Annotated in this window: 12 protein-coding genes; 4 read left to right on the forward strand and 8 right to left on the reverse strand. The window is 68.3% G+C overall.

Annotation, left to right across the window (positions count from 1 at the left end; all coding sequences use genetic code 11):
- Nucleotides 1-322: 322 nt before the first annotated feature.
- Together B9S57_RS15700 and B9S57_RS15705 are read right to left on the reverse strand one after the other, a co-directional pair.
- Nucleotides 323-1102, reverse strand: coding sequence for a TIGR03936 family radical SAM-associated protein (locus B9S57_RS15700; protein WP_103516204.1), 780 nt, complete (start codon nt 1100-1102; stop codon nt 323-325).
- Between the two features lie 122 nt (nt 1103-1224).
- Nucleotides 1225-2358, reverse strand: coding sequence for a hypothetical protein (locus tag B9S57_RS15705; protein WP_103516205.1), 1134 nt, complete (start codon nt 2356-2358; stop codon nt 1225-1227).
- A gap of 189 nt (nt 2359-2547) precedes the next feature.
- On the opposite strand from B9S57_RS15705, the gene B9S57_RS15710 reads away from it, so the two are divergent.
- The 4 genes from B9S57_RS15710 to B9S57_RS34480 all read left to right on the forward strand — a co-directional run bounded on the left by B9S57_RS15710 (nt 2548) and on the right by B9S57_RS34480 (nt 7838).
- Nucleotides 2548-4122 carry a recombinase family protein gene (locus B9S57_RS15710; RefSeq protein WP_258036403.1) on the forward strand — a complete coding sequence of 525 codons (1575 nt, stop codon included), beginning with the start codon at nt 2548-2550 and terminating at the stop codon, nt 4120-4122.
- Between the two features lie 424 nt (nt 4123-4546).
- Nucleotides 4547-4834, forward strand: coding sequence for a hypothetical protein (locus tag B9S57_RS35480; protein WP_258036404.1), 288 nt, complete (start codon nt 4547-4549; stop codon nt 4832-4834).
- A gap of 922 nt (nt 4835-5756) precedes the next feature.
- Nucleotides 5757-6593, forward strand: coding sequence for a recombinase family protein (locus tag B9S57_RS15720; RefSeq protein WP_103516206.1), 837 nt, complete (start codon nt 5757-5759; stop codon nt 6591-6593).
- Nucleotides 6594-6764: 171 nt separating this feature from the next.
- Complete coding sequence (locus B9S57_RS34480) at nt 6765-7838, forward strand: hypothetical protein (RefSeq protein WP_181011360.1); 1074 nt, start codon at nt 6765-6767, stop codon at nt 7836-7838.
- Between the two features lie 654 nt (nt 7839-8492).
- Here the strand turns inward: B9S57_RS34480 and B9S57_RS15740 are convergent.
- From B9S57_RS15740 to mrdA, 6 genes are all read right to left on the reverse strand, one after another.
- Nucleotides 8493-9341 (reverse strand): helix-turn-helix transcriptional regulator, encoded by an 849-nt coding sequence (locus tag B9S57_RS15740; RefSeq protein WP_103516208.1) that lies wholly within the window; start codon nt 9339-9341, stop codon nt 8493-8495.
- Between the two features lie 18 nt (nt 9342-9359).
- A complete protein-coding gene (locus B9S57_RS15745; protein ID WP_103516209.1) occupies nt 9360-9884 on the reverse strand; it encodes a DUF6879 family protein in 525 nt (174 codons plus the stop codon).
- Nucleotides 9885-10455: 571 nt separating this feature from the next.
- On the reverse strand, nt 10456-12387 hold the full coding sequence (locus B9S57_RS15755) for a TIGR03960 family B12-binding radical SAM protein (RefSeq protein WP_103516211.1): 1932 nt from the start codon (nt 12385-12387) through the stop codon (nt 10456-10458).
- Between the two features lie 50 nt (nt 12388-12437).
- Complete coding sequence (locus B9S57_RS15760; protein ID WP_103516212.1) at nt 12438-13964, reverse strand: CYTH and CHAD domain-containing protein; 1527 nt, start codon at nt 13962-13964, stop codon at nt 12438-12440.
- A 51-nt stretch (nt 13965-14015) separates the two neighbouring features.
- Nucleotides 14016-15209 carry a rod shape-determining protein RodA gene (rodA, locus tag B9S57_RS15765; RefSeq protein WP_103516213.1) on the reverse strand — a complete coding sequence of 398 codons (1194 nt, stop codon included), beginning with the start codon at nt 15207-15209 and terminating at the stop codon, nt 14016-14018.
- Complete coding sequence (mrdA, locus tag B9S57_RS15770) at nt 15209-17383, reverse strand: penicillin-binding protein 2 (RefSeq protein ID WP_103516214.1); 2175 nt, start codon at nt 17381-17383, stop codon at nt 15209-15211. Before mrdA ends, rodA begins: the two co-directional genes overlap by 1 nt.
- Between the last annotated feature and the right edge of the window lie 32 nt (nt 17384-17415).

Here is a 17415-nt window from a genome sequence, read left to right on the forward strand (position 1 = left end):
GGCGCGGCGCCTGCGGCGCGGCGGCAGCTTGTCCCCGGGGGCGTTGCTGTCTTCGGCGTTTCCGGTGGTACCGGATTCGTTCGGCTCGTGCATGCGGGCGGTTCTCCCGTCGCGCTCCCGGGCGCCGCGCCTGATTCCGGTCCGGCGCTATGCGCGCGATGTGCGCGCTACCGCCGTCCGGGGCGCGGGCGCCGCACGGGAGCTGATGTCTGGCTCGCCGATTCCGTACGGGCTACGCACGGCCTGGCGAAAGTCTTATGGGGCGGTGCACGGCCCGACCCAGGTGGCTCCCGGGTCCGAGGGCTGCGCTACAACGACCGCCTTACGCGGAACCTGCACCTTCCGGCGCCGTCGCGGCGGCTGCCGGATCGGCCGTCGAAACGGCCGGGGCAGCCTCGCGGTCGGGCGCGAGCGGGTCGGTCACCGTGCCGGACTCCTCGTCGAAGAGCCCCTGCGCCAGCCTGGTCACCGCTGCGGGGACCGGCGGCGTCAGGTCGGCCACAGCTCGGAGACCGGACAGGACGTCGTCGGGTCGTACGGCGGGTGTCACGTGCCGCACTACCAGGCGCAGTATCGCACAGGGCCTGTCCCCGGACCTATCAGGCTGTGGATCATGTGCCTGCAGGTCGGCGACGGCGGCACGGGCGTCAAAGGTCCGCACGCCGTTCTTCGCGCGCCGCTGGACCTCCACGGTCCCGGCGTCCAGGAAGGCCGCAACGGCCTTCTCCGCGTCCTGTACGGCCACCCCGTCCAGCCGCATCTCCCATACGGAGGCGGTCAAACGGTCGGCGAGGCCGGAGGTGCGGGCCTCCACCGCGTCGATGATGTCGAGGCCCTCGGGCATCGACGCGTCGAGCAGGGTGCGCAGGACGTCCGGATCCCGCGCCTCGGTGAGGGCGATCTCCAGGAACTCGGCCTCGCTGCCCGTACCCGTGGGGGCGGCGTTGGCGTACGACACCTTCGGGTGGGGGGTGAAGCCGGCCGAGTAGGCCATGGGCACCTCGGAGCGGCGCAGCGCCCGCTCGAAGGCACGCTGGAAGTCTCTGTGACTGGTGAACCGGAGGCGGCCCCGCTTGGTGTAGCGCAGTCGGATGCGCTGCACCGCCGGTGCGGGCGGCGGGCCTTCGGGCTGTCGCTTGCCCAGTGGTTCTTCTCCTCGGTGCGGGGCGGCCGCGGTGGCGTGCCGCCCACGAAGTACAGGGTGCCCCGGGGTGCCGCTCCGGCTCACCCCCGCCTGACGGTTTTACCGGCAAGCAGGGAGATCTCGGACGCGGGCGCCGCGCTGGGGACAGTCGTTGTCCTACCCAGGGTACGCGCAGCGGACCCTTCGAGTTCCCGCACCTCCGTGACCTGCGGCGCTCCCACCAGGGCGCGCCACGCGTCCCGGCGCGCCGCGCGCAGGGTCTCGCGGGCCGAGGCCAGGGCGCCACGGGCCGCGTGGCCCGCCTCCAGCGCGGCCCTCTTCGCGGGCGCCCAGGCCGCGTCGCGCAGGAAGTGGCCCACCGGTGTGCACACCGTGCGGTAGGCCCAGGTCACGGGTGCTCCGACCAGGTGCCACGCGAGCCAGGCCAGCGCGCGGCCGACGGCGCGCGAGAGGAAGCCGGCGATCCGCCAGGCGACGCCGACGGCCGCGACGATCTCCCGGCCCACCGGGGCGAGGACGTTCCGGTACACCCAGCCGAGGGGCAGCACGATCAGCGTCGTCACGAGCCACGCCGCACCGGCCCACAGCCCCCGCCCCAGGAACGCGAACCCCTGCCCCACCACGCCGAGCGTCCACACGACACCGCGCCCGAGCGGCGTCAGCACCTTCCGGTACGTCCACACCAGCGGCAGCACCACCAGCGTCGCCACCACCCACGCTCCCCCGATGGCGAGCGGCCTGAGGAGATACCGCCACACCCCGACGGCCGGCCACACCAGGAGCAGGGTGACGACTCCGGTCACCGCCGGGACGAGCAGCGCGCCGTACACCCACCGCAGCCCGTGTCCGGCCGGGGTGAGCACCGTCGCGTGGAGCCACACCAGCGGGGCCACGACCCCGTACCGGACGACCGGGACGACGACGTAACGCCACAGCCCGACCCAGGGCCGGACGAGGAGGGCCACGGCCAGCCAGGCCAGCGCCCTCCCCGCCGGAGTGAGCACCTGCTCGTAGGCCCATCCCAGCGCCCGGCCCAGCGGGCGCAGCAGTGCCCGGTCCAGGAGGCGGCCGCCGGCGACGAGCAGGTCCCAGAGCATGCGGACCGGCAGGACGAGCACCAGCACCACGATCCGCACCGGAATCCTGACGAGGGTGGTCAGACAGCCCTCTCCGCCCTCGTACGCCGCGGGAGTGTGGTGCTTGTCGAGGTCCATGCCGGGGAAGACGCGTAAGCCCGGCCCAGGGTTTCCCGGGCCGGGCTTCCGTCATCGGGCTGTCACCCGGAGGGGCTACTTCACGACCGTCAGCGGCAGGAGCTTCTTGCCGGTGGGGCCGATCTGGATGTCGAGGTCGAGCTGCGGGCAGATGGACACATGGCTAAATCCATAGCTACTCTCCGAGCCATGAAGACGTACGACATCGAAGCCGAGTGGACCCCCTCGGACCTCGCTCTACTCAAGGAGCTGAAGAAGGCGGAGGCTCTGCTTCCTGCGGACGCACCGCGCGCTCTGCTCTCCATCCGCCTGTCCGTACTTACGGAGGACACCACCTCGCCGGTGCGGCAGGAACTCGACCTTCGCCTACTGGCCAGGGACAAGGGGTATCGAGTCGTCGGCGTTGCCTCCGACCTCAACGTCTCGGCAACGAAGGTTCCACCGTGGAAGCGTAAGGAACTCGGCGAGTGGCTGAACAACCGATCTCCCGAGTTCGATGCTCTGCTCTTCTGGAAGCTCGACAGGTTCATCCGCCGCATGTCGGATCTCTCCACCATGATCGAGTGGTGCCAGCGGTACGGAAAGAACCTGGCATCGAAGAACGACTCGATCGACCTTGAATCCACCGTCGGCCGGATGATGGTCACGCTCATCGGGGGTATCGCCGAGATCGAGGCGGCGAACACATCGACCCGCGTCGCGTCGCTCTGGGACTACACGCGGACTCAGGACGCGTGGCTCGTGGGCAAGCCCGCGTACGGCTTCGTCACGACGAAGGTGAACGGAAGATCGGCCCTTGCCATCGACCCTGTCGCACAGAAGGCGTTGCAGTGGGCGCGCCGCATGGCGCTGCGGGGAGTGTCCGCCCGGCGCATGGCTGTGTGTCTCGTCCGGTCCGGGCTCATGTCCGCAGGGCTCACCACGACGACTCTCCTCCGTCGCCTCCGCAACCCGGCACTCATGGGTTACCGGGTGGAGGAGAACAAGAACAAGGGTGTGCGTCGCTCCAAGCTGATCCTCGGACACGATGGCAAGCCGATCAGGGTGGCCGAACCGATCTTCACTGAGGACGAGTACAACGAACTGCAAGAGGCCATCGACCGGCGCGGCAAGAACCAGCCCCAGCGTCAGACGCACGGCGCGACGCAGTTCCTCGGCGTACTGGTCTGCGCCGACTGCACGTCCAACATGACGGTGCATGTCACGTCCAACAAGTTCGGCCAGTACCGCTACCTCCGGTGCCAGAAGTGCAAGAGCGGGGGGCTCGGCGCACCGGACCCACAGGGCGTGTACGACGTCCTGGTGGGCGATGTGCTGCGGGTGCTCGGCGACTTCCCCGTGCAAGTCCGCGAGTACGCCCAGGGCGCTGAGGCTCGGGCCGAGGTGAAGCGGCTCGAAGAGGCCATCGCCTACTACATGAAGGAACTTGAGCCGGGAGGCCGCTACACGAAGACGCGGTTCGCTCAGGAGCAGGCAGAGAAGACGTTCGACAAGTTCTCAGAGGAACTGAGCGCGATCGATCCCGAGACCACACAGGACCGATGGACCCTGATCCACAACGGCAAGACGTTCCGTGAAGCATGGGAGTCCGGAGGGATGGAGGTCATGGCTGAGGACCTCCGCCGCGTGGGCATCACGTGCGAGGTCACACGCACCAAGGTCAAGGGCGTGCGTGCACCCTCCGTGCATCTGCGTCTCAAGATTCCCCGTGACGTACGCGAACGGCTCGTCATCAAGAGCGACGACTTCGCAGCGAAGCTCTGACAGCAAGGACAGGGAGGGGCTCGGCTTGACAGCCGAGCAACCCGCCACGTAGGAATACCTCCCCGCTCTTTGACGGAGCGGGGACCGTAGCTCCCACTGTTCAGCGGTGGTAGAGCTGGCCACTCCGCGAGAGGCCGCGATCCCGAGGGGCTCGCAGGGACGTCGAGGGACTCCCGAAGCGCAGGACGGAACTGCGCGACTTCCAACCGCCGAGCCGTGGCTACGTGCTGCGCTCCATCGACAGGAGTCGCGAACCCTTGAACATCACGAGCGAAATCGTCTGGACCTGTGAGGCGTGTGCGTCGCCCCTCATCGATGGACACGCCCACACCTGCGGCCCCAACGACGGGAGCCGCGACCAGTGACTATCAGCTTCGGTCATGACCGCCCGTGGGGCGGGGTCTCTCAGCATGAGTACCGGCGCATGGCGCAGGACCATGGGCACCCGCTCGCGTACCGGGTCCACTTCGCCGCCATCGGATGGGCCGACCGCCACGGACACGCCGCGTTCGAGCCGGGCCGCCTGGCCGCACTGCTCGGCAAGGACGGCAAGCGGCTATCCGACCAGAGCACCCGCAACGCGGTAGCACGCGCCAAGGATCTCCACCTCATCTCGCCCCGTTCCGGCGCGGCCTGCCTGGTGCTTCCGCCTCACCTGTTCCAGAAGGCCAAGGGTGCGCCGGTACCCTGCCGCGTCCACCAGGACAGGTGACCGCACACCACGCGTGTAGTCAGAGCACGCCTGGCGTGTGCTCATACAGCACCTGACCTGCACGAACGTTCACGCCCTCTCTTATCTATTTGGCTCCAGTGCAGTGCGGCCCCCTCCGGGGCCGACAGGGCGTAGCCCCTTGGCTCTACGGCGAACGGAAGCAAGGCGCGGCAGCGCCCACAAGGCAGGGCAACGGCAAAGGGATAAGCGGCAGGCGGCGGCTCCGCCGCCACAGTCCGCAGCCACTACGACAGAGCGGCCCGTAAGGGCCGAAGGAGGAGGCCCAGGAAGCAAGCTCAGTGGGGCGCTGCCCCGCCCCCATAGAGCTAGTCCGCAAGCGGGTAGGGGCCTACCCCTTTGGGCCGCTACGCGGCCACCTGCCGCAGCCACGAGGGCAAGGCCAGGCAGCCTCTATTCCTTGCGTTCCTCCGCCGTCGCCCAGATGAACAGGCACTATCCCGCCGCCGGCCGGACACCAGGGCAGCCCTGGAAGACCCTGAAACCGTGGCAGGATCTGAGCTGCTAAGACTCGGCGATGCGAGCTTGCCCCCTTCGGGGGTCATACCCCACCCCTTCGCCGCTGCCCGCCTGGCCCGCCTCTGCCTGCCGTCGACAGATGTACGGCTGTGCACCGACCAGAGCGCCCGACAGGGCGACTGCCTGCCTGCGGTCGAGCGCTGGCCAGCAGGCCGGGAGGCAGGCACACGGCGCCTCGCACTGGCCAGCACAGGCAGGCTGACCGGCGGGCACAACAGCGCCCACCAGGACCAAGGGAAGGGCGTCTCATAAACCATCGTTAGTGAGACACTCGGCCACCCTCTCGACGGCGTCCGTTTCACCCCTGCCTCACCGTCTCGAAACCCGTCTCAAAATATCCATCTCATGGCTAGTTTTCGAGACACGTTTATGAGACGGTCCGGTCATGACGAAGACGATCGCGCCGGCCGGACAGGTCGAGCTCCACGACTGCCCGAAGTGCCAGGCACCCGCAGGGAGCCCCTGCCGTACCGGCGCGGGCAAGGTGGCAGCGAACTACCACACAGGCCGCTTCGCGCTGGTGCCCGCGCTCAAGGCTGAGCTGACCGTGAAGACTCCGGCCGACCGCAACCCCGGTAAGGCATGGGCGCAGGGCGCACCCGTGGCACAGGCACCCGAAGGGACGCCGGGCGCAGCGATCCGGCTTGGTTACGCCCGTTGCTCGACAGTGGGGCAGGAACTCCAGTCGCAGTTGGACGCCCTTGCAGGGGCGCAGTGCACCCGCGTGTTCTCCGAGAAGATCAGTACCCGCGTGAAGGAACGGCCGGAGCTTGAGAAGGCGCTCACGCTGGCACGCGAGTTCAAGCAGGCAGCACCGAACCAGCCGGTCATCCTGACCGTGGTCGAGATGAAGCGTCTTGCCCGCAGCGCGTCAGAGCTGATGACCCTGTCTTCCACCCTTCAGGCAGACGGCATCCAACTGGAACTTCTGTCCGGTCCTCTCCAGGGTGTGTACGACCCGAACGGGGCGGGTGCCATCGTGTTCGCCGTCCTCGCCGTCAGTGCGGAGGTCGAGCGGGAAGGCATCCGGGAGAAGACGTTGGAAGGGCTCGACGCTGCGGCCCGCAAGGGCAACCACGGTGGACGCCCGACCGTCGTGGACGACGACAAGCTGGCCGTGGCCCGTGCCCGGCACGCGAAGGGAGAGAGCGTCAGCGCCATCGCTAAGGCGCTGGGGATCTCCAGAGCCACCCTGTACCGCCACCTGGGAGGCAGCGCCTGAGGGGGACAGCACCGCGCCGAAGCCGGATTCGTGACTCGAGGAGGTCGCCAGGTCGACCGGTACCGGCGGCAGATACGTCACCAACGACCGCTGCGTCGCAAGCCCCACTTAGAGTGACGATCAAGATTTCCGCAGGCCGTAGCGGGATCTCGGTTCGAACATGGGGTTGGGATGAGCTGGTGGGACAGAAAGCCCGAGGAGCGGGCGCAATGGGTGCTTGACCCCTTGGTGGGAGTGGGGCCGTTGCGGTTCGGGATGGACTCTGACGAGGTGAAGGCGGCCTTGGGTGGGGTCGACAACGGCGGTGGGCAGGTCTCGGCCGACGGTGAGTTCTGGGTACCGTACGGCGATCTCGGGGTGACCGGGATCTACAAGCAGGGGATGTTGCTGGTCGCCGTGGCGATCAACGCCCTTGACGGCCCTCTCGTGCGGTTGGGGGATGTCGAGCTGATAGGCCGAGTTCCGTCCGAAGTCCGCTCAGACATCCACGAACTCGCGTGCCGAGAAGGGGTCTCGGTTCGCTTGAACTGGAGCGGTGATCCGGAGATCGCTGCATGGGGAGTGTCCATGGGCACCGCGCAGGAATGGCAGATGTCGCCCGAGAGGGAGTTGCAGCGCCAAGACGCGGTCATCACCTCTGCCCTGCTCGTAGGCCCCGAATTGGCTGAAGACCCGTACGCAGCTGTGCCGGTCATCCACTGGCAGGACGTTCGGGAGCAGGAGAAGAGCAACGGCACCTGGCCAGTGACAGATGATCACGACCGTCCACTCTGGGAGTGGACGCCGCTGAAATCCGTCGGACCTCTACGGTTCGGGATAAGCCCGCTGGAGGTTTCGGCCGCGCTGGACGGCGAAGCGCCGGCGGGGCGGCAGGGGCAGTTCGCTCACTGGTGGCATGGAAAGAGCTGGCCGTGGACGCTGGCTGAGGAACGGTTTGAGAGAGCCGGAGTCAGTGCGCACTACTGGTACCAGGAGGGCGTGCCGGTCCTGGGAGCCGTAGATCTGCACGGGCGCACTGGGCCTCAGGTGGTCTACGCCGGTATCCGGCTCGTCGGCATGACACCTTCCTCGGTCAACGCAGCCTTGTTCCAGCACATCGAGACTCACGAGCTGGGACTGATCTTCGGCCTTGACGGCGAGACCGGCCTCTACGACTTCAACATGTACTCCCGCGTCACCCGAGCTGGGGACTCTCTCGTCAGCGCAGCCCGGTTCTGCGCGGCAGATTGGGAAGACCAGGGCTGACACCACACGAGGGCTGGCAGCCCTGCCTACTGGAGGATAGGCCCCTGAACGTAACGAGCGGCCTATCTGTGTTGCTGTAAACCCTGCCCCTACCGTCTCGCGCCGCCGCGATCACGGGAGGGGCAGGAGCCTGTACCTACTCGGCGCGCACCACCATGGCGAACGACGTACGGATGCGCCGGAACCCCTTGTGCCCACTACGGCCGGTATGGCTCATGCACTCGACGTCGACCGCTTCGGAGTCTGTCGACGGCTGCGCCGTCCACTTGCACCACAAGCACTCAGCCTCGTACGTCACTTCGGTATCCGGGTGCTCCTTGATCCGGTACAGCACGTACCGGAGCAGAGCCCCTTTCACCTTGGCCGCCGCGTCTTGTGCGGGTGGCTACGGATCTCCACGTCGGCATCCGTCGCCGCCGACAGGTCACCCCTGTCCCGTGCTGTCTGTCTCTGTATGGCCAGCGCCTCACAGACACCACAGCCAGCCGCCGGTTTCGGGGGTGGATGGGGAAGGGTCAGGTGTACCGGTCCGGTCATGGTCGTCTGCCTCTCGCTCACGCCGCACGCCTTCCCGTCCCGCTTCTGATGTCGATGTACAGACCGTAGGGAGCAGCGTTGCGAGGGGTCCACGCTGTTGCACACGGTTGCACAAGTTCACCCGAGAGCGTCGAGGGCCTTCACGATCAGGGCGCGGGCTTCGGCTCCGCGCACGGCCGATCGGGACAGTTCGGAGAAGGCTCGAAGGTACGTACTGATCTCGCCGGGTGTGGTCAGGTTGATCTCTGCCGTGAGAGTCTCCACCGCTACCTGGTTGTCGTCGAAGGCGTAGAAGGCTTCGAGCGGCCAGACGGTTCGACAAGCACGCGCGGGGATGATGCCGAGGGATACGTTCGGCTGTCTCATCACCGAGAGCACGTGTTCGAGCTGCGCCGCCATCGCGGCATCGTCGCTCACCCGGTAGTAGAGAACCGTCTCTTCGAGTACCAGCGCGAACCGATGATCTCCCTCCCGGATCACGCGGGACCGTTGGGTCCGAGCCTGCACCGCGTCGGCTACGTCGTCCGGAGTTCCCTGGAAGGTCGTGATGGACCGCAGAAGTCCCGTCGCGTAACCGGGCGTCTGGAGCATCCCCGGCATGACGTTCGAGGCGTACACGCGAAAGGAGCGGGTCCGCTGGTACAGCGGGACAGTCTGCTCATGAACTCGCCGCATCCCGTCACGGTGGATCTGCCGCCACTCGACGTACATCGACTCCGCGTTGCGGGACGCAGCGATCAGATCGGCAGCGTGATCATCGGCCCCGCAGGCAACGCACCAAGCACGGATGTCAGCGTCTGAGGGCGGCGTCTTGCCGCGTGCGATCCGCGACGACTTCGACTTGTGCCATCCGCACCGAGCAGCCAACTCATGCCCAGTGAGCCCAGCGTCTTGCATGAGCCCCTGCAAGCGGGCAGCCACAGCGGCTCGCGCCGCTTGGGCGCTGGAGAGTGGGGAGGAAGGCATGAGCTGACCGGTCAGGAATCAGACGGTGTACTTCTCGTGCGGGATGCCCCGCTCCCACACAGCTTCGAACGCCGACGCACACATCTTGGCTACGGCAGCGTCCTCCGTCTGATCGGTGTGGACCCACCTGCCGACGCCGTCGAAGACGTTGAACTGAACAAGCCTGCCGTCGAACAACCAGAAGTCGTTGCCCGGCAGGGCCAGGTCCGAAGCACTGCGCCGGGGCAGCCAACGGATCTGCTCTCCGGCCGCCACGTTGGTGAACGTGCCGGAGTGCTCGAACGCGATGTAATCGCTGACAGGCTCCGACACGATGCGGGCACGTCGGATCACGACGCCCTTAGCCGTGACCTCTTGAACGAGGTCAAGCCAGGGACGCCACCATGAACCCTTGTCCTCCGGGTTGAGCCGGTGCCCCTGCTTCCATGCGGTGAAGCCTTCGATCTCGTTCTCAACGCCGTATCCGTCGCGCATCTCAAGATGCACGGCTGACTCCCGCACTGACCTGATGAGGTCAGAGAAGTCAGTCAGACTCTGCGACACGAAGCGCCTCCCTGAGAAGCGGGACCATCCGCTTCGGAACCCTGATCACCGACTCATGCCCGGGGATCAGAACATCCCGTGAGCTTTCGCCCGTGGTCTGGTCGTCTGCTGTCCACCCCTGGATCACAAGATCCTTCGACTCCTGGTCCACCCACACAGCAGGTGATCCGTGATCTCCGGACTCAGGATCTTTACCAACGAACCGTAAGGCCATGAGGTCCCTCCCTGTCGAGCGCGTTGCGTCTGGTTGCACGACCCTCACCCTGCCGGACTGTGCTGGTCAAGGGGGCGTGTTCACCCCAGCCGGTCAGGGGCGGTTGCGTCCCAGAGAGGGCACGCAAAAGGCGTCCGGCTCTGTGTCGGGCCGGACGCCCTCTACCTACCTACACCCACTCCACGGCCGAGACGATGCGCCCGCCGTCTTGCCGAGGGGCAGGGAGCGGCGTTCGCCGCAGCGTGCGCGAAGCCTGCTCACGCTCTCTCGCACCGAGCCCTCGAAGGATCTCGGCCCGCTCCGCATCGGTCATGCCCGCGAGCGACTCAGCCAGCCGACGGACAGCATCTGCGCTGGTCACGAGGGTTTTACCACCGTGAGCGGGAGCATCTTCTTACCGCTCTCACTCAGTTGTGGCCACGTGTCGAACTGCGGGCAGACCCCGCAGTCGAAGCACGGCGTCCAGCGGCAGTCCTCGACCTCGGTCTCGTCGAGCGAGTCCTGCCAGTCCTCCCAGAGCCAGTCCTTGTCGAGGCCGGAGTCCAGGTGGTCCCAGGGCAGGACCTCCTCGTACGTCCGCTCGCGGGTGGTGTACCAGTCGACGTCGACGCCGAAGGCGGGGAGCGCCTTCTGCGCGCTCTTCATCCAGAGGTCGTAGCTGAAGTGCTCGCGCCAGCCGTCGAAGCGGCCGCCGGACTCGTAGACCTCGCGGATGACGGAGCCCACCCGGCGGTCACCGCGCGAGAGCAGGCCCTCGACGATGCCGGGCTTGCCGTCGTGGTAGCGGAAGCCGATGGAGCGGCCGTACTTCTTGTCGTCGCGGATCTTGTCCCGGAGCTTCTTCAGCCGGGCGTCGGTGTCCTCGGCGCTGAGCTGCGGGGCCCACTGGAAGGGCGTGTGCGGCTTGGGCACGAAGCCACCGATGGAGACCGTGCAGCGGATGTCGTTCTGCCCGGAGACCTCGCGGCCCTTGGCGATGACGTTGACCGCCATGTCACCGATCTGGAGGACGTCCTCGTCGGTCTCGGTCGGCAGGCCGCACATGAAGTACAGCTTCACCTGGCGCCAGCCGTTGCCGTAGGCGGTGGCGACCGTGCGGATCAGGTCCTCCTCCGAGACCATCTTGTTGATGACCTTGCGCATGCGCTCGGAGCCGCCCTCGGGGGCGAAGGTGAGGCCCGACCTGCGGCCGTTGCGGGTCAGCTCGTTGGCCAGGTCCACGTTGAACGCGTCGACGCGGGTGGAGGGCAGCGAGAGGCCGATCTTGTCGTCGGTGTAGCGGTCGGCGAGGCCCTTGGCGATGTCGCCGATCTCGCTGTGGTCCGCGGAGGAGAGCGACAGGAGGCCGACCTCCTCGAAGCCCGTGGCCTTGAGCCCCTTGTCCACCATCTCGCCGATGCCGGTGATGCTTCGCTCCCGCACGGGGCGCGTGATCATGCCGGCCTGGCAGAAGCGGCAGCCGCGGGTGCAGCCGCGGAAGATCTCGACGGACATCCGCTCGTGGACGGTCTCGGCGAGGGGGACGAGCGGCTGCTTCGGGTACGGCCATTCGTCGAGGTCCATGACGGTGTGCTTGGACACGCGCCACGGGACACCGGACCTGTTGGGCACGACGCGGCCGATCCGGCCGTCGGGGAGGTACTCGACGTCGTAGAAGCCGGGGACGTAGACGCCACCGGTCCGCGCGAGGCGGAACAGCACCTCTTCGCGGCCGCCGGGCCTGCCCTCCGCCTTCCAGGCGCGGATGATCTCGGTGATCTCCAGGACGGCCTGCTCGCCGTCGCCGATGACCGCGCAGTCGATGAAGTCCGCGATCGGCTCGGGGTTGAACGCGGCGTGGCCGCCCGCCAGCACGATCGGGTGGTCGACGGTGCGGTCCTTGGACTCCAGCGGGATGCCCGCCAGGTCCAGGGCCGTGAGCATGTTGGTGTAGCCGAGCTCGGTGGAGAAGCTGAGGCCGAACACGTCGAACGCGCTGACGGGGCGGTGGCTGTCCACGGTGAACTGGGGCACCTGGTGCTCGCGCATCAGCTCCTCGAGATCCGGCCACACGCTGTACGTGCGCTCGGCGAGGACGCCCTCGCGCTCGTTGAGCACCTCGTAGAGGATCATGACGCCCTGGTTGGGGAGCCCGACCTCGTAGGCGTCCGGGTACATGAGTGCCCAGCGGACGTCGCATGCGTCCCACGGTTTGACGGTGGAGTTCAGCTCACCGCCGACGTACTGGATGGGCTTCTGCACATGCGGGAGCAGAGCTTCGAGCTGCGGGAAGACCGACTCGGCAGACATCTGTGGACCTTCGTAGCTGGCAGGGGTGACCATCAAGCGTAACCCGGTGCTCAGCCTTTCAGCGCCGCCCGCAGACCGGGGCGTGACGCCCTGGCCCATACCTCGGGGAGTTCGCGTTCCCGCGCGGCCGCCGCGGCCTCCTCCGTGCCGTACAGCAGTCCCCAGGTGAAGGCGGACTCCCCCGCGCCGTGGGCCTGGACCGCGAGGGTCCGCAGGGCGTCCCGGGCGAGGACGCTGTCCTGGTGGTCGCCGAGGACCGACTGCACGGACTTCATCCGCCTGGCGAACCTCCTGGCCGGCCCGCCCAGGGCGGGCCTCGCGGCCTCGGCGGCGTAGCGGACGCGCTTGGCGGCCTTGCGTGCCTCGTGCATCGCCAGGTCGCGTTCCTCACCCGGCCGCTGTTCCAGGGCGTGCTCGACGCGGGCGGCCAGGCGGCCGTAGTCCTTGAGCACGGCGCGCGGCAGGGCGTCCCTCGGTGCCCGGGCGGCGGCGGGGAGCAGGGGCGGATCGGCGAGGAGCGCGTCCAGGGAGTCCAGCAGCGCCAGGTAGCGCTCCGCGTCGAGCACGGACTCGACCCGCCTGCGCGAACCGGTGCGGCGGGCCACGGAGGTGAGTGTCAGCCGGGCGGCCACCGGGCCCAGGACCAGGGACGCAGGGAGCTCCGCCACGCGGGCGCGGAGCCGCTCCTCCAGGACCTCCCTGTCGCGGACGACCCCGAGCTCGGCGGCGAGCCACTTGAGCTCGTCGCGGAGCGGGTCGGTGGCGGTCCGGTCGAGCAGGGCGCGGTACGTCCTGAGGGCGCTGCGCAGCCGGCGGGTGGCGACCCGCATACGGTGCACGCTGTCGGGGAGATCGCGGCGGACTGCGGGGTCCAGCTCCACGAGGGCCGCGGCCTGGCGCCGTACGTAGGCGAGCACGTGGTCGCCCGCGGTGCGCGGGGAGCGCTCCTTCCTGGTCCGCCGCTGTTTCCCGGGGGCGGTCTCGGCCAGGGCCCTGGCGAGCTTGGAGGGTGCGGCCGAGGGCCGGACACCGGCCTTGCGCAGCCGCCGCTCCACGGCGTCGAGGAGGGCCGGGTCGCCGTCGTCGGCCAGCTCGACCTCCATCTCGGTCCACGCCGCCGTGGTGCCGTGCCCCCGCTCGGTGAGCCGCTCAGCGAGGACTTCGTCGATGCTGACCTCGGCGAGCAGGGCGCCGTCCTCGTCGAGGAGGTGGTGGACGTCCCGGGCGGAGAGGATCCTCACGACGGGGGTCACCGGGGTGTGCCGTACCCGGGAGCGGAGCAGTCCGCCGAGCGCGTCCGGCAGGGCCTCGGTGAGGGGGGCCCGGATCTCGTCGCGGACGTCTGCGGACACGGGGATCTTGAGATGCCAGCCGGCGTCGTCCCCGCCTGTCCTGCGGCGCAGGGTGAGGGAGTCCGCGGCCAGCCGGAAGTCCTCGGTGTCGTAGTAGACGGCGTCCAGTTCGCTGAGGCCGCGGTGGACGACGGCCGAGACCCCGGCCGCACGGGTCAGGTCCGGCAGCCGGGTCTCGGGAGTCGCTTCGTACTTCCGCTCTACCTCGCGCTTGGAGTCCGCCATAGGAGGAATCTTTCCTCCCTGCGCGCGAACATGCAGGGCGGAGCGAATCGGTCAGGCCGACATCGGCCTCTGCACCTTGATCGACTGGAGCAGCCCGATCGCCACCCAGACGGCGAACATCGAGGACCCCCCGTACGACACGAACGGCAGCGGAAGTCCGGCCACCGGCATGATGCCGAGGGTCATGCCGATGTTCTCGAAGGACTGGAAGGCGAACCAGGCGATGATGCCGGCGGCCACGACCGTCCCGTACAGCTCCGTCGTCCCGCGGGCGATCCGGCAGGCGCGCCACAGGACGACACCCAGCAGGACGATGATCAGCCCGGCTCCGAGGAAGCCGAGCTCCTCACCCGCGACGGTGAAGACGAAGTCGGTCTGCTGTTCGGGGACGAACTGACCGGTCGTCTGCGAGCCGTTGAAGAGCCCGGTACCCGTGAGCCCTCCGGAGCCGATGGCGATGCGGGCCTGGTTGGTGTTGTAGCCGACACCGGCCGGATCGAGCGCCGGGTTGGCGAAGGCCGCGAAGCGGGCGATCTGGTAGTCGTCCAGCACCCCGAGCTGCCACACGGCGAGGGCACCGGCGGTCCCCGCACCGAGGAGTCCGAAGATCCACCGGTTGGAGGCCCCGGAGGCGAGCAGCACCCCGAGCACGATGACGACCATGACCATGACCGAGCCGAGGTCGGGCATCAGCATGACGACCGCCATCGGGACGACGGCCAGGCCGAGTGCCTTGGCGACGGTCCGGTGGTCGGGGTGCAGCTGGTCGCCCGCGTCGACGCGGGCGGCGAGCAGCATCGCCATACCGAGGATGATCGTGATCTTGGTGAACTCGGAGGGCTGGAGGGAGAAGCCGCCGGGGAGCAGGATCCAGGCGTGCGCGCCGTTGACGGTGGCGCCCAGCGGGGTGAGGACCGCGAGGACGAGCACGACCGACAGCCCGTAGAGGACCGGCACCGCGCCCCGCAGGGTGCGGTGCCCGAGCCAGATGGTGCCGATCATCAGCGCCAGGCCGATGCCGGTGTTGAGGGCGTGCCGGAACAGGAAGTAGTACGGGTCGCCGTGGGTGAGGGACTCGCGTCCCCGGGTCGCCGACCAGACCAGGAGCGATCCGACGAACGACAGGGCGAGCCCCGAGCCGAGCAGGGGCCAGTCCAGCCGCCGCACGACGGAGTCGCGGGCGGTGAGCTTCACCCAGACGGAGCGGTCCTCCGGGCCGTAGCGCGGGACGGAGAAACCGGCCATCAGTCACGCCTCCCCAGGGTTCCCGGGAGAGCGCCGGCGAGGGCCTGCGTGCCGTCGTCCACGGGCGCGGGGGTGTACGGCTTGATCTTGGGCGACTCGATCTGTCCGTCCGGCTTGATCTTGGGCAGGGTCTTCTGCGGCGTCGGCAGCAGCGCCTTCTTGAGGTTCTGCTTGCCGTCGGCGTCGAGCCCGTAGAGCGCGTTGTAGATGTTGCGCACGGCGGGGCCGGAGGCGCCGGAGCCCGTACCACCCTGGGAGATCGTCATGACGATCGAGTAGTCCTTGGTGTACGTGGCGAACCAGGAGGTCGTCTGCTTGCCGTAGACCTCGGCCGTGCCCGTCTTGGCGTGCATCGGGATCTTGTCCTGGGGCCATCCGCCGAATCGCCAGGCGGCGCTGCCCCGGGTCGCGACTCCCGCGAGGGCTTCGTCTATTTTGTCGCGGGTGTCTCCCTTGAAGGGCAGCTTGCCGTGCGCCTGGGGTGCGATCTCCTGGACGGTCCTGCCGTCGCCGCTGACGACGGCCTTGCCGACGGTCGGGTCGTACAGGGTGCCGCCGTTGGAGATCGCGGCGTAGATGGTCGCCATCTGGATCGGGGTGACGAGTGTGTCGCCCTGCCCGATGGAGTAGTTGACGGAGTCACCGGCGCGCATCTTGTAGCCCTCGAGGCAGCCCTCGTACGCGATCTTCTCGACGTAGGTGCCGTCCTTCTTGCCCTGCTTGCACCACGAGGTCTTGTTGGCGTCGTAGAAGTCCTGCTTCCACTGGCGGTCCGGGACGCGGCCGGCGACCTCGTTGGGGAGGTCGATGCCGGTCTCCTTGCCGAGGCCGAACTGGTGGGCGGTCTTGTAGAACCAGTCGGCGGGGCTCTTCTTCGGCTTGTTGCCGCCGTCCTTCGCCCACTCCTTGTGCGCCAGGCCGTAGTAGACGGTGTCGCAGGAGACCTCCAGGGCGCGGCCGATGCTGATGCTGCCGTAGCCCTGGGACTCGAAGTTCTTGAAGGTCTGGCCGCCGATGGAGTACGAGCTGGGGCACGGGTAGTTGCCGTCGAACGGGTATCCGGCGTTCACCGCTGCGGTCGAGGAGATGACCTTGAAGATCGACCCCGGTGCGGCGGTGCCCTGGATGGCCCGGTTCAGGAGCGGGAAGTTGGACTTCTTGCCGGTCAGCTTGGCGTAGTCCTTGCCGGAGATGCCGCCGATCCAGGCGTTCGGGTCGTACGTCGGCAGGGAGGCCATCGAGACGATCCGGCCGGTCTTGGCCTCCATCACGACGACGGCCCCCGAGTCGGCCTTGTACAGCTCGTTGGTGTTGCGGTCCATCTCCTTGCGGGCCGTCTCCATCGCCTTGTTCAGCTCGTACTCGGCGACGGCCTGGACCCGGGCGTCGATGGAGGTGACGACGCTCGACCCGGGCTCCGCCGCGTCGTTCTGCGCCTGACCGATGACGCGGCCGAGGTTGTCGACCTCGTACCGGGTGACGCCGGCCTTGCCGCGGAGTTCCTTGTCGTACGTGCGCTCCAGGCCGGAGCGCCCGACCTGGTCGGAGCGGAGGTAGGGCGAGTCGGAGTCCTGGGCCTTGGTGACCTCTTCGTCGGTGACCGGGGAGAGGTAGCCGAGGACCTGCGCGGTGTTGGCCTTGCCGGGAGCGGCGTAGCGGCGCACGGCGGTGGGCTCGGCGGTGATGCCGGGGAAGTCCTCGGCGCGCTCACGGATCGTGAGGGCCTGCTGGGTGGTGGCCTCGTCGGTGACGGGGATCGGCTGGTAGGGCGAGCCGTTCCAGCAGGGCTGCGGGGTCTTGGCGTCGCAGAGCCGGACCTTGTCCTGCACGTCCTTGGGCTTCATGTCGAGCACGTCGGCGAGCCGGGTGAGGACGGCGACCCCGTCGTCCTTCATCTTCATCAGCTCGGTGCGGCTCGCGGAGACCACGAGGCGGGTCTCGTTGTCGGCGAGGGGCACGCCCCGCGCGTCGAGGATGGCCCCTCGGACGGCCGGCTGCACGACCTGCTGGACGTGGTTGTTCTTGGCCTCGTCGGTGTACTCCTGGCCGTTGCGGATCTGGAGGTACCAGAGCCGGCCGCCGAGCGTCAGGAGCAGGGAGAAGACGAGGACCTGGATGACGACGAGACGGATCTGGACCCGCTGGGTCCGTCCGGTCTCCGGAATGTTGCTCACAGGGCGCCCCCGGTGGTGGTGGATCGGCCGGG

Source organism: Streptomyces sp. SM10, assembly GCF_002910915.1.
Taxonomy (GTDB): Bacteria; Actinomycetota; Actinomycetes; order Streptomycetales; family Streptomycetaceae; genus Streptomyces.